Here is a 19,439-nt window from a genome sequence, read left to right as displayed (position 1 = left end):
GAGCCAGAGACGGATGAGACTTATGATCGGACGTAACCCATGAATATCAGTGGCCAGCTTGTCCTTGCGGACCGGATCATCGGCGCGTCGATGTCCTTTGACGGCCTGATCGGCGAGATCACGCCCAGCGCGGATGCCCCCGAACGCTATATCCTGCCCGGCTTCATCGACGGCCATGTGCATGGCGGGGACGGGGCGGATACGATGGACGGCGTGGACGCCATCCACCGCCTGTCGCGCTTTCACATGGCGCATGGCACCACGACCATCCTGCCCACCACCATCACGCGCCCCTGGGCCGATGTGATGGAGGCCCTCAACGCCGTGGCGGAAGTCTGCCGCGAGGGGATCCCCGATGGTCCTGTCGTCCATGGCGCGCATCTGGAGGGGCCGTTCGTCAGTCCCCATCGCCTTGGCGCGCAGCCGCCCTTCGCGATCGCCCCCGACCCGGAGCATGTCGCGGACGCGATCGCCACCGGGGTGGTGCGGGTCGTGACCCTTGCCCCGGAACTGGAGCACGCGCAGACCGCGATGGAGGCCTTTGCCCGTGCCGGCGTGCGCGTCAGCCTGGGGCACACGGTCACCGATCATGATGGGGCGGAGCGTGCGATCTGCCGTATCTGCGCGGCGGGCGGGGTGGCTGGCGCCACGCACCTGTTCAACGCGATGGCCCCGATCGAAAGCCGCCGTCCCGGCCCGGTCACGGCGCTGATGTGCAGTGACGTTGCCTATGCCGAGATGATTTTCGACACCCATCATGTCCATCCCGCCACCTTCCGCCTGGCGCATCGCGTCATGGGATCGCGCCTGCTGTTCGTGACCGACGCCATGCGCGGGACCGGCGGTGGCGACGGGGTCAGCCAGTTGGGGGGGCAGACCGTGCATATCAGGGATGGCGTGGCGCGGCTGGATAACGGATCGCTGGCGGGCAGTGTCCTGACGCTCGACGCGGCCGTGCGCAACGCGGTCGGGGCGGGCATGTCCCTGCCCGATGCCGCCGCCCTCGTCAGCACCAACGCCGCGCGGTATCTGGGGCTGCATGACCGTGGCCATCTGGCAAGCGGGTACCGTGCGGACTTTGTGGTCATGAACAGTGCATTGCAGATCGAAGAGGTCTGGGTGGGCGGCCGGCGCCTGCACTGATCGGCGGGCCGCGCCGCATGGGGGAACGGATATTGGCTTTTTCGCATATGCGCCACGCACTCCTTGCCGCTGCGATGCTTGCAGCATCCGGTGTGGCCTCCGGCGTTGCGGCGGGGGCACCCGCGCTCATGCCGATGCCCGCATCCTATGTTCCTGGCGCCCGTCCCGTCGCGCTGACGGGGCGGGTGGAGGTCACATGGCAGGGCCAGCGTTCCCCGCTGCTCGATCATGCCGTGGAACGGTTTGAGAAGCGTCTGGAGGTGCTTTCGGGGCGGGCCTATGCCCCGGAATACGGCCCTGTCGCCCCGCTGCAGCTTCAGGTCGACTGCATGGCGCGTGACCCGCGCATGCTGTCGGTGGACATGCGGGAGCATTATCGCCTGCAGGTGGATGACACTGGCGTCCGGTTGTCGGCGGACGGCCCCGCAGGCGTGATCCGTGGTCTGGCCACGCTGCTGCAACTGGTGGACCATACGGCGGATGGCCCCGTGCTCGACGCCGCCGTGATTGATGACCGGCCACGTTTTGCGTGGCGTGGACTCCTGATCGATGTCAGCCGCCATTTCATGACGCCCGCGACGCTGGAGCGCCAGATCGACGCGATGGAGTTGGCCAGGCTCAATGTCCTGCACCTCCACCTTTCTGACGGGCAGTCATTCCGGGTGGAAAGCCATCGCTATCCGCGCATCCAGAAAGTGGCGGCGCGGGGGGAATATTACACGCAAAAGCAGATCCGCGCCCTTGTGGCCTATGCGGCGGAACGGGCGATCCGCGTCGTGCCCGAATTCGACACGCCGGGCCATTCCTTCGCCCTGCTGACGGCCTATCCGCAGTATGCGGCCCAGACGCCCGACGCAATGGATCAAAGGCAGGTCTATGTTGATGCGTTCGATCCGACCCGTCCCGAAACCTATGTTTTCCTGCGCCGCCTGTATCATGAAATGGCGGGCCTGTTCCCCGACGCCTATTTCCATGCGGGCGGGGACGAGGTGCGCGGGTGGCAATGGACGCAGAACCCCCGTATCGCCGCCTACATGAAGGCGCATGGCTATGCCGATCCGAAGGCGTTGCAGGCGGCGTTCACCGCGCGCATCGCCCGCATGCTGGAACATGATGGCAAGGTCATGATGGGCTGGGACGAAGTCAGCGAGGCCCCGGTGCCGCAAGGCGTGATGGTCGAGGCGTGGCGCGGGCCGAAATATGCGGCCTCCGCCGCGTCGGCGGGCCATCCTGTCGTGGTGTCGGCGGGTTATTACCTCGACCTGTTGCAACCCGCGGCGGAGCATTACCGCGTGGACCCGGCGGATACGCTGTCCGACAGCCAGAAAAGGCAGGTCATCGGGGCGGAGGCGGCGCTGTGGACCGAAACCGTGACGGAAGAAATGCTCGACGCCCGGCTATGGCCCCGCACGGCCGCGATTGCGGAGCGGTTCTGGTCCCCGCAGGACGTGCGCGATCCCGACAGCATGGAAGCGCGCCTGCCGGCCATCCAGAACGAACTGCAGGTTCTGGGCAACCGGGCGCAGGCGAACACGTACCGCATGGCTGCCCGCCTTGCCCCGGCCGATCCGCAACCGCTGCTGTCGCTGCTGTCGGTGACGGGGCCGGTGCGCAATTACGCCCGCAACCATCAGGCCTGGCAGTATCTGCACAAGGTGCCGATCACGCAGCAGCAGTTCGATACGCCCGCGGATATCGCCGCACCCGACAGTTTTGCCGCGCAGGCGTTCAATCGCGATGTCCGCGCCTACCTTGCGGGGCAGCATGCGCTGAAACCCGACCTGCGCGCACGCCTTGTGGCCTGGCGTGACAATGATGTGGCGATGGTGCGCCTGGTGGCGCAGTATCCGGTGCTGCAACCGCTGCTGCCGGTTTCGGCCGAACTGGCGGCACTCGCACGTGCGGGGCTTGCCGCGCTTGACGGGGGGGAGCATGGCTGGCGCGACAGTGCGCGCCATGCAATCGCGCTGGCCCGCCAGCAGGTCGCGGCCTCCGCCACGACAGGGGCGGCGCATACCCTGGCGCAGCCGCCTGCCGACCTCGTGCAGGAGATCGTCCCAGGGATCGAAGCCCTTATGGCGTCGGGTCGGAGGACCTGAGTTCCACGACGAAATCATACATGTCCGCGCGATAGGAGGAATATGTGACCTCCAGCACGCGACCATCGGCGAGGAATGCGCGACGTTCGATCTGCAGGATGGCCGCTGGCTGCTTCAGGTGCAGCCAGAGGGCTTCCTGCTGTGTCGCCAGTCCGGCGCGCAGGCGCTGCAGCGCGCGCACCGCCACGAGGCCGCGCGCCCGCAGCACGGCATAGAAGGAGTCCTGCACCAGATACGGATCAGGCAGGTCGCGCGCCGTCACGATGGCGGTTTCCACCGCCATGGGTTCGCCATTGGCGGTGCGGATGCGCTTGAGGCGGACAATGCGCGTGCCCGGCGCGACCCCAAGCGCCATGGCCTCGTCCGGGCCGGCCATGGCGTGCTGGCGGTCCAGCCAGTGCGAACCGGGGGTGAAGCCGCGGGCACGCATGTCCTGTGAAAAGCCGCTCAGTTCCGAAAGCGGCTGGCTGAAACGCCCCGACACGAACGTGCCGGCCCCGGTCTTCTGGACTACGAGGCCTTCATGCACCAGCTTGGCCATGGCCTTGCGCACGGTCACGCGCGAAACGCCGGTCATGCTGGCCAGTTCGCGCTCCGCCGGGATGGCGTCCCCACGCCGCAACTGGCTGCTTTCGATCATGTGCCGCAACCGTGCCTCCAACTGGAGGTAGAGCGGCATATGGCTGGCGGGATCAAGCCGCAGCGCATCCTCGAACCGTGCGTGATGCTCCACCCGGATCAATCCTCCCTGTTGCCCGTCGCATCCATCTGCGCCTGGATCGTGCGCAGGTTGCCGTCATGCGCCGCCAGCAGGGGATCGATCCGGTCCGCGGCAATGCCCCAGCGCAGCATGACCGCACGCTTGACGTTGAACCCCGTCGCCTTCAGCGCCTCCATGGCCTGTTCCGCCGTGCTGGTGGTCAGGCTTTGCACCATGCGGCAGGCCCGGCGGCGCAGCTTGTCATTGACGACGCGCATGTCCACCATCTGCCCGCGATAGGCGTGGCCCATGCGGATCATCAGCGTGGTGGAAATCAGGTTGAGGGTGGCCTTCTGCGCGGTCCCGGCCTTCAGGCGCGTGGAACCGGAAATGACCTCCGGCCCTGTCACGATCGAAATGCCGACCTCCGCCGCGCCCAGCAGCAGGCACGAGGGATTGCACGCAATGCCGATCGTCAGGCTGCCGGCCGCGCGCGCGGTCGCGATCGCGGCGCAGGTATAGGGGGTGGAACCACTGGCCGCGATGCCGATGACCACGTCGTTCGGCCCCGGATCATGGGCCAGGATTTCCGCGCGGGCGACATCCTCGCGATCTTCCGCGCCCTCGGCAGCCTGATAGATCGCATCGTTGCCCCCCGCCAGCAGCAGGACAAGGCGGTCGGGTTCCCATCCGAAGGTGGGCAGCAGTTCCACGCCGTCCTGCATGCCGATCCGGCCCGATGTCCCCGCGCCGACATAAAACAGCCGCCCCCCCGCCAGAAGGCGGGGCAGGGCGGCATTGACCGCGCGTTCCAGTTCCGGGACGGCGGCGCGCACGGCGGCGACCGCGCTCATCTGTGACTCCGCCAGCGCATCAAGGACCGAGGAGACGGGCCACAGGTCGACATCCGCATAACGCGGGTCCTGTCCTTCGGTCAGGATGGGCAGGGCGGAAGGGGAATTCGGGGTCATGGGCGCACAGGCTCCGGCGGAAGGTGGGAAAGGTCAGGACCGGGGAATGGAAAGGGCGGCGGCAGCGGCGGTTGCGACATCATGGCGCAGCCTGATGACATTGCCATGCCCGTCGGGATGGACACGGTTGGCCAGGATCAGGACATAGGTATTGCTGTCGGGGTCAAGCCACAGCGATGTCCCGGTAAAGCCGGTATGCCCGAATGAACCCACGGGAAACCGCTCGCCCCGGGGGGAGGAGTAGGGCGTGGAAATGTCCCAGCCCAGCCCGCGCAGGTCGGTCTTGCCCTGCGGTTGCTGCGGCGTGGTCATCATCATCAGCGTGCTGGTCTGCAGCGGGAATGCCGATGGCCTGCCCGCGCGCCGGTCGAGCAGCGCCTGCGCATAGACGCACATGTCATCCGCCGTGGAAAACAGCCCGGCATGTCCCGCGACCCCGCCCATGCGCCGGGCGGACGGGTCATGCACCTGCCCGCGCAGCATCTGGCCATTTTCATCGAACTGCGTCGGCGCGATCCGCGCACGCCATGATTCCGGCGGCAGGAAGCCTGACATGCGCATGTTGAGCGGCGTCAGGATATAACGGCTGGCATAGGCATCGAGCGTCATGCCCGACAGTTTTTCCACCAGGAATCCCAGCGTGATGAAGTTGATGTCGCTATAGACGAACCCGCTGCCCGGCGGATGGTCGGGAACGGTGTTCATCGCCAGCGCGAAGGCTGCGTCGCGGCCCTGCCACCTGTCCTGCAGGCCAAGGTCGGGCCGCAGGCCGGAATAATGGGTCAGCAGGTGGCGGATCGTGATGCCGGATTTTCCTTGCGCAGCAAATTGCGGCAGGTAACGGCAGACCGGGTCGTCAAGGTTGAAGCGCCCCTGTTCCCACAACTGCATCATGCATGGCGCGGTGATGACCGCCTTGGTGAGGGAGGCCATGTCGAACGCGGTATCCCATGTCATGGCCTCGCGGGTGGGCGTAATGGAACGCTGCCCTTGGACGGAACGGTACACAACCTTTCCCGCATGCCCGATGGCGCACACGACGCCCGGTGTCGCATGGGTTGCGACAGCCTGTTTGAGCAGGCGGTCCACTTCCGCCATCGGTCGTGTCGTGCGCTGTCCGTGGCCGGTGCGCGCGCATGCGCCAAGCGTGGCGGCCGTGGCGAGCAGCAGGGCATGGCGGCGACGCAGGTGTCGCGTGGCAGGGAATGCGTGCATGGTGCAGGGGGTCCGCTGGCTGAAGGGCGTTGCATTATCTGATACAGGAGTAATACCATTATGAAATCGCAATAACAATGGCATTTCATAATGTTCCCGGCGGACATCCTGACTTGCAGTGTGATGACATGATCGTGAATGTCGCGTTCAATGGCGGCATGAAGGGGGTTTGGCCCCTCATGTCATTGCGGTTGTGAAAGAAAACTGTTTCGGAACCAGATGATTCCCGGCTTTCCTGTGGTATTGCTTTGGTTATATGATCCGCCTCCCTGAAATGATGGAATTGGCATGTCTCCCATCGATCTCTCGATTATCTGCATATATTGCCTGACGCTGCCGTTCATTGCCTTTTCCCTGTCGGGGCGGCAGGATTCGGTATCTGCCTATGTCGGTGGGGGGCATGACCTGCCGTGGTGGGTGATCTGCCTGTCGCTGGTCGCGACCGAAACCTCCACCCTTACGGTCATCAGCATCCCCGGCATCGCCTATGGGAACGGACTGGTCTTTGTCGGGCTTGCGATCGGCTATGTCATCGGTCGCACGCTGGTCGCATGGCTGTTCCTGCCGCACTATTTCTCCGGGCAGTTCAGCAGTGTCTACCAGTACCTGGGGCAGCGTTTCGGCACGTCAATGGAACGTACGGTCTCCGTCACGTTCCTGCTGATGCGCGTCCTGGCCGAAGGGATAAGGATGTTCGCCGGGATGCTGCCGGTCGCGGCCATCCTGGCGGCCATGCATTTCCCGCTGCCGCATGCCGTGGTGATGCTGGCCATTGTCGGGCTGACGCTGTTCTATACGCTTTTTGGCGGCCTGCGCGCGGTGGTCTGGTCGGATGCGATCCAGCTTGCCGTCTATGTCACGGGGGCCGCAGCCTGTGTCCTCCTGCTGTACCATCACCAGACGGCAGGGCAGACGCATATGCTGGTGCATTCGTCGCGTTTCCACCTGTTCCAGAAATCCAGCCTGTTTTTCCTCAATCCCTATACGCCGTTCGCCGCCATCATCGGCGGGGCGATCATGTCCATGGCATCGCACGGGACCGACCAGTTGATGGTGCAGCGCATCCTCGCCGCGCGGAACCTGTCCGATGCGCGCAAGGCGCTGATCGGCAGCGGCTTCATGGTGGGGGGACTGTTTGCGCTGCTGTCGCTGGTGGGCATCCTGCTGTGGGCGCGCAATGGCGGACGCCCCTTGGCGGATGTCGGGTTGGGGGCATCGGACGAACTGTTTCCCGACTTCATCGTCCATGGCCTGCCCCACGGGTTGGCCGGGCTGCTGATCGCGGGGTTGCTGAGTGCGACCATGGGATCGCTGTCGGCCACGCTCAATTCCATGACCAGTGCGACGCTGCTTGATTTTTCAGCATTCTGCGCATGGGTGACCAGGCGCCTGCGCATCGGCCCGATGGCGTTCGCGCGACTGGTCACGCTGGCATGGGCCGCGATCCTTGTGCTCGCGGCGCTGGGTTTCTCCCACAGCCATGGGCCTGCGGTCGTGTTCGGCCTTTCGGTGGCGGCATGTTCCTATGGCGCGATGCTCGGGGCATTCGTGTTCGCCATGTTCGTGGCGCAGGCGGATGTGCGCGATGTCCTGCCAGCGTTCATCCTGACCCTTGTGGTGGTGTGCTGCGTGATGATGTTCGTCCATCCCTATGGCCATGTCATCGCCTTTTCATGGCTGGTGCCGTTTGGCGTGGCGCTGATGTTCGCATTCGGCATGATGTCGCGCCAGATCCGGCGCCTGCGGGCATGACCGGCGTATGGTGACACGAACGTGACCGCGACGTGCGCCATGCCGTCGTGCTGTCACGTTTGTGAAGGGGGAGTGTCGCTCTATCTCTTTATTCCGTGGTGGCGTGGCCTTTATGAATGTTCGCCCGAAGGAAACGTCCATGCCCGCATGGATGTAAAATAAAGAAGCGGACCCAATACATGGCCAAAATCAAGGTAAAGAATCCCGTCGTCGAAATGGACGGGGATGAAATGACCCGCATCATCTGGCATTTCATCAAGGATCGCCTGATACTGCCTTACCTGGACATCGACCTTAAATATTTCGACCTCGGGATTGTCCACCGCGACGAAACGGATGACCGCGTGACGGTGGAGGCCGCCGAAGCGGTCCGCAGGTATGGCGTGGGCGTCAAGTGCGCGACGATCACCCCTGATGAGGACCGGGTCAAGGAGTTCGGCCTGAAGAAGATGTGGCGTTCGCCCAACGGCACGATCCGCAACATCCTTGACGGCACGATCTTCCGCGAACCGATCATCTGCGCGAACGTGCCGCGACTGGTGCCCCACTGGACCAAGCCGATCGTCATCGGCCGCCATGCCTATGGCGACATCTATCGCGCCGCCGAAACCCGCATCCCCGGCCCCGGCAAGGTCACGCTGCGCTACCAGCCGGCTGACGGCGGGGAGGAGCAGGTGCTCGACGTGCATGATTTCAAGGGACCGGGCGTGGCGCTGGGCATGCACAATACCCGCGCCTCCATCGAAGGGTTCGCCCGTGCTTCCCTGTCCTACGGGCGTGACCGCAGGCTGCCGGTCTACCTGTCCACCAAGAACACCATCCTCAAGGCCTATGACGGGATGTTCAAGGATGTGTTCCAGGAAGTCTACGAGCGCGAATTCAAGGCGGAATTCGAGAAGCTGGGCCTGACCTACGAACATCGCCTGATCGACGACATGGTGGCCTGCGCGCTGAAGTGGCAGGGGGGATATGTCTGGGCATGCAAGAACTATGACGGGGACGTGGAAAGCGACATCGTCGCACAGGGCTTCGGCAGCCTTGGCCTGATGACGTCCGTGCTGCTCAACCCCACGGGCGACGTGGTGGAGGCCGAGGCCGCGCATGGCACGGTGACCCGCCACTTCCGCGAACACCAGAAGGGACGCCCCACGAGCACCAATCCCATTGCCTCCATCTTCGCATGGACGCGCGGTCTGGCCTATCGCGGGCGGTTCGATGATACGCCCGATGTCATCCACTTTGCCGAGGCGCTGGAGCGTGTCTGCATCGAGACGGTCGAAGGTGGCGAGATGACCAAGGACCTTGCGCTGCTGGTGGGCAAGGGGACGAAGTGGCTGGATACGCAGCCGTTCCTTGATGTCCTGGATGCCCGCCTGCGCAGGAAGCTGGCCTGACCCATCCATCCGCAGGCCCTGTGGTCCGGGCCTGTCGTGACTGCCGGTTCCTGACGCCGTCACCCTTTTCGGGTGGCGGCGTTTTTTTTGTGCCGCGCCGGCCTCCGTCATGGCCATCGGGACGGGAAGGGCGCGCCCCGGATCCGAATCGCAGGGCGGGTCAGGCAGGCCGTTCGCGCGGGTGTGTTTACGAACGGGGCAGAAAATCCTGTTTGCCCCATTGATATTGAGAATTGTTCTCATATATGGTGATGCGGACTCGCGGCAATGGATGGGTGTTTCATGTTTGTTTGTTCGTGCAACATGCTGACGGATACGGATGTAGATAACGCTGTAAGCAAGGGAGCCACCCACCCGCGGGAGGTCTATGCGGCAAAGGGATGCAAGGCGCAGTGCGGGAACTGTGTCCCCGGGGTCCTGTGCCTGCTGCGCCGTGCCCTGCGTCAGGCCCGCGAAGGACAGGGAGTGGCGCTCGACCTGTCAGGCGGGGAGGGGCGTTCCCTCATGGCATGACGGGCATGCCGGCACCGTCTTCTGGCCCGCCCGCGTGGGCGGGGCCATGCCAGCCACCCCGCCGGGACGGCTGGCGCGGAAGTGTCGTTACTCTTTCTCGGCCGAGGCGGAGTTGAGCTGGATGTAGCGTTCGATGCCGATCATCTTGATCAGGTCGAACTGGCGGTCGAGGAAGTCTTCGTGCTCTTCCTCGTTGTCGAGGATCTTGAGGAACAGATCGCGCGAGACATAGTCGCGCACGCTTTCGCAATAGGCGATGGCCTCACGCAGGTCCGCGATCGCCTTTTCCTCCAGCTTCAGGTCGCACTTGAGGATTTCCTCGACATTCTGGCCGATCAGGACCTGGTTGTAGCGCTGCACGTTGGGCAGGCCGCCAAGGAACAGGATGCGTTCGATCAGCCAGTCGGCGTGACGCATCTCTTCGATCGATTCTTCATATTCCTTCTTGCCCAGCAGGGTGACGCCCCAGTGGTTGAGCGTGCGGGCATGCAGGAAATACTGGTTGATGGCCGTCAACTCGTTGGTGAGCTGCGTGTTTAGATGTTCGATGATCTTGGGATCGCGGATCATGTTTCCTGTCCTCTGGTCGTTTATGGAGCAATCATGAAGGAATGCCGGAAGATGGCATAACGTTTCATGACGGGGGCGCGCAAAGCCGTACCGCCCTCATCAGGCTGGGCGTATCACCGATATCGCCCGAGGGGAAGGCTTTGCCCAAGTAGAAAAGCCGGGAGCAGGCATGTGAATTGCAAGGTAATGAAATAAACATGCTGCAATGCAGCACGATCCTCCGGAACATCTGTTCTTCTGGCGCCTGTTTGCGATATATTCGCATTGTTAATGTTTCGCGATTGCCATGATGCGAAAATATCTATTGCTGAAACCTTTAAACTCGCATAATTTTTCCTCCTGGCCCTACTAAAAACAACAATATGAAAAAATATGGCGGTGTGCCCTTGCATTCCTTGCGCCAGAACAGGATTCAAGGGCGCGATGCCATCGCAAGTGGGAACGAGCAGACATGACGAAGTGGGTATACAGTTTCGGAAACGGCCTGAATGAAGGGCGCGCGGAAATGCGCAACCTTCTGGGCGGCAAGGGCGCGAATCTGGCGGAAATGGCGTCGATCGGCCTGCCGGTGCCGCCAGGCTTCACCATAACGACCGAAGTCTGCTCGGCGTTCTATGACAACGGGCGCAAATATCCCGCGGACCTGCAGGCGCAGGTCGGTGCGGCCATGCAGCGCATCGAGGACGCCATGGGCCTGCGTTTCGGCGATGCCGACGCCCCGCTCCTCGTGTCCGTGCGCTCCGGCGCACGGGTCTCCATGCCGGGGATGATGGACACCGTCCTCAACCTTGGACTCAATGACCGGACGGTCGAAGGGCTGGCCCGCTCTTCCGGCGACGAACGCTTCGCATGGGACAGCTACCGCCGGTTCGTGCAGATGTACGGATCCGTCGTCATGGGCGTCGCCCATCACCATTTCGAGGATGTGCTCGACCAGTTCAAGCGCACGCTCGGCGTCATCGACGACACCGCGATTTCCGCCGCGCAGTGGCGCGAGGTCGTGAAGGCGTATCACGAGATCATCCGTGAACATACCGGGCAGGAATTCCCCTCCGACCCGCAGGCGCAGCTGTGGGGTGCGATCGGGGCCGTGTTCGGGTCATGGATGAACCCGCGCGCCAATACCTATCGCAGGCTGCATGACATCCCGGCCTCGTGGGGCACGGCGGTCAACGTGCAGTCGATGGTGTTCGGCAACATGGGCGATGACTGCGCCACGGGCGTGTGCTTCACGCGCGATCCCTCCACCGGGGAAAACGTGTTCTATGGCGAATACCTCGTCAATGCGCAGGGTGAGGACGTGGTGGCCGGGATCCGCACCCCGCAGCCCATGTCCTGCGCGCGGGCGGAGGAGGGGCAGCACCCGATGGAAACGGTGCTGCCGGATGCCTATGCCGAACTGCTGCGCGTGCGTTCCCTGCTGGAGCGTCACTATCGCGACATGCAGGACATCGAATTCACCGTGCAGCGCAACGTGCTGTACCTGCTGCAGACCCGCAACGGCAAGCGGACGGCCGCCGCGGCGCTGAAGATCGCCATCGACATGGCGCGTGAAGGGCTGATTTCCAAGGAAGACGCCATCTGCCGCGTCCCCGCGACATCGCTTGACCAGCTTCTTCACCCCGCGCTTGATCCCAAGGCGGAGCGTGTGCAGCTGACGCGTGGCCTGCCGGCATCGCCCGGCGCCGCATCTGGCGCGGTCGTCTTCACCGCCGAGGAGTGTGAGGCCCGCGCCGCGCGTGGGGAGGACGTGATCCTCGTGCGTGTCGAGACCTCGCCGGAGGATGTGCATGGCATGCATGCCGCGCGTGGCGTGCTGACGGCGCGTGGCGGCATGACGTCGCATGCCGCCGTGGTCGCGCGTGGCATGGGGCGTGTCTGCGTCGCGGGTGCGGGCAGCGTGCATATCGATTACGCGACGATGGTCATGACCATTGACGGCCATTCCATTGCCGAAGGTGACTGGATCACGCTCGATGGCAGCACGGGTGCGGTCTATCTTGGCCGGGTGGCGACCATTCCGCCCATCCTGTCGGACGATTTCAACACGCTGATGGGCTGGGCCGATTCCATCCGTCGCCTTGGCGTGCGGGCGAATGCCGAAACCCCCGACGATGCGAAGACCGCATGTCGCTTCGGGGCGGAAGGGATCGGCCTGGCGCGCACCGAACACATGTTCTTTGGCCCCGACCGCATCGGCCATGTGCGCCAGATGATCATCGCGGACGAGGAAACGGTGCGCCAGCGCGCGATCAATGCGCTTTTGGTGTTCCAGCGCGATGATTTCGTCAGCATCTTCCGCATCATGGCCGGCCTGCCGGTGACGGTGCGCCTGCTGGACCCGCCGCTGCATGAGTTCCTGCCGCATGCCGAGGCGGAATTCGCCGAAGTGGCCACGGCGCTGGGCAGGACGGTCGAGGAAATCCGTGCCCGCTGCGCCTCCCTGGCCGAAGCGAATCCGATGCTGGGCCATCGCGGCTGCCGCCTGGGCCTGACCAACCCGGAAATCTATGCGATGCAGGTCCGCGCCATCATCGAGGCCGCGCTGCAGGTTTCGGACGAGACGGGCAAGGGGATCGTGCCGGAAATCATGATCCCGCTGGTTGCCACCAAGGCGGAACTCGAAGTCGCGCGCCGCGCGGCAGAGGCGGAAATCACCGCCGTGCTGCAGGAACGCGGGGCGGCGCTTGATTATCGGATCGGTACGATGATCGAACTACCCCGTGCCGCGATCCAGGCGGGGGAAATCGCGCACCATGCCGATTTCTTCTCCTTCGGCACCAATGACCTGACGCAGACGACGTTCGGCCTGTCGCGCGATGATGCGGGGTCGTTCCTGCCGTTCTATGTCGATCACGGCCTCCTGCCCAAGGACCCGTTCGTCTCCATCGACCGCGAGGGCGTCGGCGCCCTGGTGCGCATGGGGGTCGAGCGGGGACGCGCCGCGCATCCCGGCCTGAAGCTGGGCATCTGTGGTGAACATGGCGGTGACCCGGACTCGATCGCGTTCTTTGACGAGGTCGGGCTGGATTATGTCTCGTGCTCGCCCTTCCGGGTGCCGGTGGCGCGTCTGGCCGCGGCACAGGCGGCACTGGCCCATCGCAAGGAAAACGCGGCAGCATAACGCGCAGAGGCAGGCGGTGCCGCTGCCTGTGCGGCGGCACCGTACCTGTAGGGTCCCATGAATACTCGGCCGATTGTCCTGCATCTGGTGTCGGAGGCCACGGGCCAGACACTCGAAGCGGTTGTGCGTGCCTGTGGCGCGCAATTTCGGGATTCATCCTTTATCCCGCGCAACTGGAACCTTGTACGCTCCCAGATACAGGTGGGGCGTGTGCTGGCGGGGATCGCTGCGGAACCGGGGCCGGTGCTGTCCTCGCTGACGACGCCAAGCCTGCGTGACGCGCTGCGTGCGGGGTGCCGCGGCATGGGGGTGCAGGTTGAAAACATCCTCGACAGCACGATCTATTTTCTGGAACGGGAAACCGGCACCCGAGCCGAGCGTCATCCCGGCGGCCAGTATGTCATGGATGACGAATACCGCCGGCGGATCGACGCCATGCAGTATGTCGTCGGCCATGATGACGGACAGCGTGTCAAATCGCTGGAGGACGCGGATGTCGTCCTGGTGGGGGTGTCGCGGACGTCAAAGACCCCGACCTGCTTCTATCTGGCAAATCGCGGGATACGTGCGGCAAATGTCCCGCTGGTGCAGGGCGTGCCCCTGCCTGACGGGCTGCTGGATTACAGGGGAACGGTGGTCGGCCTGATGATCGATCCGCATACCCTTGTGGAAATCCGCCGCTCCCGCGTGGGGATGATGCTGCCGGGGCGCAAGTTTGCCCGGCGCAGGGTTTCCGATGAGTCCATGCGCCCCTATGTCGATCCGATGCGGGTGCAGGAAGAACTGGTCTGGGCGCGGCGGCTATGCGCGCAGCATGGCTGGCCGGTCATCAATGTGACGCATCGTTCGGTGGAGGAAACCGCCGCCGCGATCATCGACATGATGTCCCATCCGCCATTACGCAGGATGGCATATGGCGCGGACATGGAAAACATACGCGCCATTCCTGAAAAAGACTGATCCGGCCGCGGTCACCTGCAACTGCCATTGAGGCGGCGGCAGGTGACCGCGCTGTCCCGGCGCAGGCATGTGCGATTCGGATATCGTGTTGTCAGGGCGTCATAAGTGACCAGTCGCATTGTTTTATCACAAATCTGTGATGTCTGATGGTTTGTTTCCGTTACGATCCCGAATGGCGCGGATGACAGGCGGAAATGAAGAATTTGAAGTTATTTTCACAAACATAGATAAAACTAGTATCTTTTGTTTTCCCTTTTTCACGCATGATGCCAATGTTATGACGTGCGCATGCGGATGACCTTACATACTGACTACGCCTTGCGGACATTATTTTACGTAGGGCTTCATACGGATCGCAGGGTTTCCATCCGCGAAGTGGCAAATGCCTATGGCATTTCCGAAAACCATCTGGTCAAGGTCATACACAAACTCGGGCGCGGCGGGTTCATCCAGACGATGCGCGGGCGCGGCGGCGGCATGACGCTGGCCCGTGCGGCGGATGAAATACGCATTGGCGATGTCGTCCGTTACACGGAGGAGGACATGAACCTTGTCGCGTGTGAATCCACGACCACCGATGGCCGGTCCTGCGTGCTGGCACGGCAGTGCAGCCTGCGGGGACTGCTGGGGCAGGCGCTGGCGGCCTTCATGTCCGTACTCGACGATGCCACGCTGGGCAGCCTGCTGACGGACGAGGAATGTATTGTCCTGCGCCAGATATTTGCCGTGGCGCAGGTGACGGATACCCGCGGCGCAGCGCCCGTCACGCAGTAATGCCCGACAGACGTTCCCGGCAGGGAACTTCAAGAAATCTTCCGCGAACACGTGGTTTTTCAAAAAATGCAGCCTGCGGCAATGTTGGAAATACCGTTTTCCATGCAGGCCCCCTGATGTCTGGCCTGTGGGGCCGGCCATGTGCTACAGGACATGTTTACGGAATGTTCTGGGGATGTGGGGCATGGCACGACGGGCAGGCAGCGCGGATATGCCGCTTCATGGCGGGCGGGTGCCGCAATGGCTGGGGCAGCGTATGGCCCGCCTTGGCGGTATCATCGCGCAGGCAATCATCCATCATTACGGGCGCGACGAATTCCTCCGTCGCCTTGCCCATCCTTTCTGGTTCCAGTCCCTTGGCGCCGTGATCGGCATGGACTGGCATTCCTCCGGCATCACGACAAGCGTGATCGGCGCGCTCAAGCGTGGCCTTGCCCCGGTTTCGCATGAACTTGGCCTGCATGTCTGTGGCGGCAGGGGACGACATTCGCGTCGCACCCCTGATGAACTGCTGTCGGTGGCGGAGAGGACCGGCGGCGACGCCACCGCATGGATACGCGCCAGCAGGCTGGTGGCAAAGGTGGACAGCGCGGCGGTGCAGGACGGGTTCGACCTGTACCTGCATGGCTTCTTCGTCACGGATGACGGGCGCTGGACGGTCGTGCAGCAGGGCATGAACGGCACGCAGCGCCTTGCCCGGCGCTATCACTGGCTGTCGGAAGGGTTGCGCAGTTTTGTCGAAACCCCGCATGCCGCCATCGAGGGACGCCAGCAGGGGGCGATCGTCAACCTGACGGACCAGCGCGCGGCACCTTCGCGCCAGGGGCAACTCGAACTTCTTGGCGACCTTGGGCCTGACCGTATCGTGCATGAGGTCTCACGCCTGCGCGGGGGCAGGACGCCGCTCGTTACGGACACGCCATTCCTGCCGCATCTGGTCATGCCCGAACACCATGACGTGCGCCCCGCCGATGTGGTGCTGCGTCGCCTGCATGGGGCGCTGGCGGCGGCGGCGCAGTGCGGTCCGCAGGATTTTGCCGACCTGCTTCTGGTGCCCGGTGTCGGCGCGCGCACCGTGCTGTCGCTGGCGCAGGTGGCGGAGGTCGTGCATGGCGCGCCCTGCCGGTTTTCCGACCCGGCGCGCTTTTCGCTGGCCCATGGGGGCAAGGATCGCCAGCCCTATCCCGTGCCGGTTGCCGTCTATGACCGCACGATCTCGGTCATGAAGGCGGCGGTTGCGGCGGCGAAGCTGGGGAACGAGGAGCGCCTCGACGCCATACGCCGCCTCGACCGGCAGGCCCGGCGTCTGGAACGCCATGCCACCGGTCCCGCCCTGCCCGACTTCATCGCGCAGGAACGGCGCAGGTCCCATGAATATGGGGGCCGCTCCATCTTCGGCCATGAACCGCCGCCCACGCTGGAGATGGAGCGTGAGGGATGAACGATGGCCTGTCGTCGCGCCGCTGTGCGTGGGTGGGGGACAATGAACTGCTGGCGTCCTACCACGATCTGGAATGGGGCCGGCCCGTCCATGAGGGTCGCGCCCTGTGGGAAGGCCTGATGCTGGAGGGATTCCAGGCCGGCCTGTCATGGCTGACGGTCCTGAAGCGGCGGGAGGGATTCCGCCGTGCGTTTGCCGGTTTCGACCCGGTGCGCGTCGCGGCGTTCGATGACCATGATGTCGCGCGCCTGATGGCCGATCCCGGCATCATCCGGGCACGCCGCAAGATCGAGGCCACGATCGGCAATGCCCGCGCCGTGCTGCGCATGCACGAACGTGGCGAGGATTTCGCAACATTTGCATGGAGCCTGACGCCCGATGGCCCTGTCCACAACCTTACCGGGCAGGTCATGGCGCAATCCCCGCTGTCGCAGGCCATGTCGGCGGCGCTGCGGGCGCGTGGGTTCCGTTTTGTCGGGCCGGTCATCGTCCAGGCCTGGATGCAGGCGATGGGGATGATTGTCGATCACGACCCAGGCTGCCTCCATTATCAGGGCGCGGGCGCGCCAGATTGCGCAGCGGACAGGAATTCACGCGCACGGGGATAATCATCGGACCACTGGATCGGGCCATTGCGATCCAGGAAGTTGGGAATGTCCGCGATGATCCGTTCCGCCTGTTCCATGCAGGCGACGGCCTCCATCCGTCGTGGCGGCAGGGTGGTCAGGGCCTGCCCGCCGCCTGCCCGCGCGCAGATGTCGCGCAGGGCCTGCGCGGTCGCCAGCGGGTTGCGCGTCAGGCTGCCGAATGCCGCGAGCGCCGCCGCCACGTCCCGGCGTTCCGGCGCGGGCGTGTCGGCTGAATTCGCCAGTCGGCGCAGGCGTTCCACCAGTCGCCCCAGTGAGATGGCCGCCAGCGCCGCATCGACATAAAGGTTCCTGACCGGTGCGGGCGCACAGAACGACAGGCGCATGGCCAGGCGTGCGACTTTCTGCAGTTGCAGGTTTTCCCATATGATCCACTGCCCCTGAAAGGACGCACGCCCAAGGGCGAGGCGCTGCACGCTGCGCGACAGGGAGGCGACAAGCCGCGCACCATCCAGCCGGTGGTTGGGCGGCAGGATGACGCGGAACGACAGGACCAGCATGCAGCAGCCCATCAGGATCGCCATCCATTCGTTCATGAGCGAGATGTCGTTGTAGTGAATGGGATTGTTGATCTGCAGCATGATGGTGGAAAAGACGGAATACCCGAATGCCCCGATCCCCAGTCGCGGATTGAATTGCAGCCATATCCCCGGCAGCAGGAACAGCCCAAGGCTGAGGCACAGCAGCGGGTACCCGTCGATCCGGGGCAGCACGAACAGGTGGCACAACAGCCCCGCAGGCACGCCAAGCGCGGTCCCGCCCGCCAGCAGTCCCGACGCGCGTGACGCCGATGGCGCGGTGGACAGCAGGCTGGAGGCCGCGACGACATAGAGCATCATCATCGGTCCCGCCGTCCAGTGCAGGACATACCATGTCAGCCCCGCCAGCAGCGTCGTCAGCGCACCGCGCGCGCCGTTGCGCAGGGCCGTGGGCCATTCCATGAACGGCCGCAGGCGCAGGCTGCGGTCATTGCCGCCGCGATGGGCCAGGTCGCGCAGCGCATGTTCCAGCCGTGACAGCAGGTCACGCGCATCGTCAAGGAACAGCAGTTGCCGGGGGGAGGGTGTGCCCTCCGCCCGTTCCAGCAGGGCCTCGCGCGTCTGCGCGATCCGCAGGCAGCCATCCGCGCATCCCTCGGCAAGGGGCATTGCCTCGACCCGCTGCAGCAGCGCGCGCATCAGGTCCGCGATCAGTCCGTCGGCGGGGGGATCGTCCAGCGGCGATGCCGACCCATGCGCCGGGCCACAGGCAATGACCGCATGGGGATGGTAGGACGCGACAATGCCCGACAGGCGCGCAAGGCCCGCGCGGATTTCGCGATGGCGGACGCTGATGTCGTAATTGTCGGTTGCGGCATATTCCACCGCATCGGACAGGCTCCCGATCCGCGCCAGCAGCCCCGCACGCCGGGCATGGAACGTGGCGTCCGTCATGGCCGTGGCCTCCCCGTCATGGCGCGACAGCACATAACGGACGGTATCGCCGAACATGGTGCGGATCTGTTCAAGCAGCGGGTCGGAGCGGCGTGGTGACGTGACCATGAATACCGCCGCCGTGGTCACGATGCCCACCACGACGGCGGACAGGCGTGAAAGCGCGCTGAGGAACACCCCATCGGGATCGCCAAAGGCGGGGGCTGCGATGATGACGATGGTATAGCCCGTCAGCACCGCGGCATAGGCGCGGAACAGCCGCAGGAAGGTTGCCGCCATGCACGCCAGCCCCACCGTGACCGACAGCGCCATGATGTAGAGGATGGGCGACTGCACGAAGGCCGCCATCAGCGCCACGCTGATGATCGCGCCGATGACCGTGCCGATCATGCGCCAGATGCTTTTGGACACCAGCGCGCCGACCGCCGGGTTGGCGACAATCATGACGGTGGTTACGGAACTCATCGGGGACTGCAACTGGAAACTGAAGGCCAGGAACAGCGCGATGCTCATTGAAACCAGGACGCGCGCGCTGAACGCCGCCGTGGCCATGAAGGCCCGCCACTGCGTATCGTCGCGAAAGATGTCGCGCAGGTGCGACAGGCCCATTACCGGCACACGCCCCCGGTCCGGGCGCGACGATGAGGGCAGGGGGACGGACGGGACGGGGGCATGGGCAGTCTTCCACAGGGGCGCCCGGATA

Annotated in this window: 15 protein-coding genes; 10 read left to right on the top strand and 5 right to left on the bottom strand. The window is 64.4% G+C overall.

Features of this window, described 5'->3' with window-relative positions:
- Window positions 1-39 precede the first annotated feature (39 nt).
- Complete coding sequence (gene nagA / locus KMAL_RS02355) at window positions 40-1,143, top strand: N-acetylglucosamine-6-phosphate deacetylase (protein WP_110094156.1); 1,104 nt, start codon at window positions 40-42, stop codon at window positions 1,141-1,143.
- Window positions 1,144-1,175: 32 nt separating this feature from the next.
- A complete protein-coding gene (locus tag KMAL_RS02350) occupies window positions 1,176-3,242 on the top strand; it encodes a beta-N-acetylhexosaminidase (RefSeq protein ID WP_239019903.1) in 2,067 nt (688 codons plus the stop codon).
- Here the strand turns inward: KMAL_RS02350 and KMAL_RS02345 are convergent.
- Genes KMAL_RS02345 through KMAL_RS02335 form a run of 3 tightly spaced genes read right to left on the bottom strand, consistent with a single transcriptional unit; the run spans window position 3,217 to window position 6,128 of the window.
- Window positions 3,217-3,975 (bottom strand): GntR family transcriptional regulator, encoded by a 759-nt coding sequence (locus tag KMAL_RS02345; RefSeq protein WP_239019902.1) that lies wholly within the window; start codon window positions 3,973-3,975, stop codon window positions 3,217-3,219. The genes KMAL_RS02350 and KMAL_RS02345 overlap by 26 nt on opposite strands.
- 5 nt (window positions 3,976-3,980) lie before the next feature.
- A complete protein-coding gene (locus KMAL_RS02340; protein WP_110094154.1) occupies window positions 3,981-4,913 on the bottom strand; it encodes an N-acetylmuramic acid 6-phosphate etherase in 933 nt (310 codons plus the stop codon).
- Between the two features lie 33 nt (window positions 4,914-4,946).
- Window positions 4,947-6,128: a serine hydrolase domain-containing protein gene (locus KMAL_RS02335; RefSeq protein WP_110094153.1), complete on the bottom strand. Its 1,182-nt coding sequence runs from the start codon at window positions 6,126-6,128 to the stop codon at window positions 4,947-4,949.
- A gap of 288 nt (window positions 6,129-6,416) precedes the next feature.
- Between KMAL_RS02335 and KMAL_RS02330 the strand changes: the two genes are divergently transcribed.
- The 3 genes from KMAL_RS02330 to KMAL_RS02320 all read left to right on the top strand — a co-directional run bounded on the left by KMAL_RS02330 (window position 6,417) and on the right by KMAL_RS02320 (window position 9,787).
- Window positions 6,417-7,880, top strand: coding sequence for a sodium:solute symporter (locus tag KMAL_RS02330; RefSeq protein ID WP_110094152.1), 1,464 nt, complete (start codon window positions 6,417-6,419; stop codon window positions 7,878-7,880).
- A gap of 179 nt (window positions 7,881-8,059) precedes the next feature.
- Window positions 8,060-9,274 (top strand): NADP-dependent isocitrate dehydrogenase, encoded by a 1,215-nt coding sequence (locus KMAL_RS02325; protein ID WP_110094151.1) that lies wholly within the window; start codon window positions 8,060-8,062, stop codon window positions 9,272-9,274.
- 282 nt (window positions 9,275-9,556) lie between these two features.
- On the top strand, window positions 9,557-9,787 hold the full coding sequence (locus KMAL_RS02320) for a (2Fe-2S)-binding protein (RefSeq protein ID WP_110094183.1): 231 nt from the start codon (window positions 9,557-9,559) through the stop codon (window positions 9,785-9,787).
- 87 nt (window positions 9,788-9,874) lie between these two features.
- Here KMAL_RS02320 and bfr read toward each other — a convergent pair whose 3' ends face one another.
- Entirely contained in the window at window positions 9,875-10,357 is a 483-nt protein-coding gene (gene bfr, locus KMAL_RS02315) for a bacterioferritin (RefSeq protein ID WP_110094150.1), read from the bottom strand.
- Between the two features lie 451 nt (window positions 10,358-10,808).
- Between bfr and ppdK the strand changes: the two genes are divergently transcribed.
- The 5 genes from ppdK to KMAL_RS02290 all read left to right on the top strand — a co-directional run bounded on the left by ppdK (window position 10,809) and on the right by KMAL_RS02290 (window position 17,264).
- Window positions 10,809-13,481, top strand: a complete 2,673-nt coding sequence (gene ppdK, locus KMAL_RS02310) for a pyruvate, phosphate dikinase (RefSeq protein ID WP_110094149.1) — start codon at window positions 10,809-10,811, stop codon at window positions 13,479-13,481.
- A gap of 57 nt (window positions 13,482-13,538) precedes the next feature.
- Window positions 13,539-14,441, top strand: coding sequence for a pyruvate, water dikinase regulatory protein (locus KMAL_RS02305; protein WP_110094148.1), 903 nt, complete (start codon window positions 13,539-13,541; stop codon window positions 14,439-14,441).
- Between the two features lie 288 nt (window positions 14,442-14,729).
- Window positions 14,730-15,215: an RrF2 family transcriptional regulator gene (locus tag KMAL_RS02300; RefSeq protein WP_110094147.1), complete on the top strand. Its 486-nt coding sequence runs from the start codon at window positions 14,730-14,732 to the stop codon at window positions 15,213-15,215.
- Window positions 15,216-15,399: 184 nt separating this feature from the next.
- Window positions 15,400-16,656 (top strand): DUF763 domain-containing protein, encoded by a 1,257-nt coding sequence (locus tag KMAL_RS02295; protein ID WP_110094182.1) that lies wholly within the window; start codon window positions 15,400-15,402, stop codon window positions 16,654-16,656.
- A complete protein-coding gene (locus KMAL_RS02290; RefSeq protein WP_110094146.1) occupies window positions 16,653-17,264 on the top strand; it encodes a DNA-3-methyladenine glycosylase I in 612 nt (203 codons plus the stop codon). The genes KMAL_RS02295 and KMAL_RS02290 overlap by 4 nt, the downstream gene beginning before the upstream one ends.
- Here the strand turns inward: KMAL_RS02290 and KMAL_RS02285 are convergent.
- A complete protein-coding gene (locus KMAL_RS02285; RefSeq protein ID WP_110094145.1) occupies window positions 17,207-19,345 on the bottom strand; it encodes an FUSC family protein in 2,139 nt (712 codons plus the stop codon). The two genes, KMAL_RS02290 and KMAL_RS02285, sit on opposite strands and share 58 nt — an antisense overlap.
- Between the last annotated feature and the right edge of the window lie 94 nt (window positions 19,346-19,439).

This window comes from Novacetimonas maltaceti, assembly GCF_002906255.1.
GTDB lineage: Bacteria > Pseudomonadota > Alphaproteobacteria > Acetobacterales > Acetobacteraceae > Novacetimonas > Novacetimonas maltaceti.
Note: the sequence above shows the minus strand (reverse complement) of the source record. Positions and strands in the feature narration are given on the sequence as shown.

Bases quoted from the DNA above. Each gene is read 5' to 3' on its own strand.
- nagA (WP_110094156.1), top strand. From the start codon at position 40: ATGAATATCAGTGGCCAGCTTGTCCTTGCGGACCGGATCATCGGCGCG.
- KMAL_RS02340 (WP_110094154.1), bottom strand. From the start codon at position 4,913: ATGACCCCGAATTCCCCTTCCGCCCTGCCCATCCTGACCGAAGGACAG.
- KMAL_RS02335 (WP_110094153.1), bottom strand. From the start codon at position 6,128: ATGCACGCATTCCCTGCCACGCGACACCTGCGTCGCCGCCATGCCCTG.
- KMAL_RS02330 (WP_110094152.1), top strand. From the start codon at position 6,417: ATGTCTCCCATCGATCTCTCGATTATCTGCATATATTGCCTGACGCTG.
- KMAL_RS02325 (WP_110094151.1), top strand. From the start codon at position 8,060: ATGGCCAAAATCAAGGTAAAGAATCCCGTCGTCGAAATGGACGGGGAT.
- KMAL_RS02320 (WP_110094183.1), top strand. From the start codon at position 9,557: ATGTTTGTTTGTTCGTGCAACATGCTGACGGATACGGATGTAGATAAC.
- bfr (WP_110094150.1), bottom strand. From the start codon at position 10,357: ATGATCCGCGATCCCAAGATCATCGAACATCTAAACACGCAGCTCACC.
- ppdK (WP_110094149.1), top strand. From the start codon at position 10,809: ATGACGAAGTGGGTATACAGTTTCGGAAACGGCCTGAATGAAGGGCGC.
- KMAL_RS02305 (WP_110094148.1), top strand. From the start codon at position 13,539: ATGAATACTCGGCCGATTGTCCTGCATCTGGTGTCGGAGGCCACGGGC.
- KMAL_RS02300 (WP_110094147.1), top strand. From the start codon at position 14,730: ATGCGGATGACCTTACATACTGACTACGCCTTGCGGACATTATTTTAC.
- KMAL_RS02295 (WP_110094182.1), top strand. From the start codon at position 15,400: ATGGCACGACGGGCAGGCAGCGCGGATATGCCGCTTCATGGCGGGCGG.
- KMAL_RS02290 (WP_110094146.1), top strand. From the start codon at position 16,653: ATGAACGATGGCCTGTCGTCGCGCCGCTGTGCGTGGGTGGGGGACAAT.
- KMAL_RS02285 (WP_110094145.1), bottom strand. From the start codon at position 19,345: ATGGGCCTGTCGCACCTGCGCGACATCTTTCGCGACGATACGCAGTGG.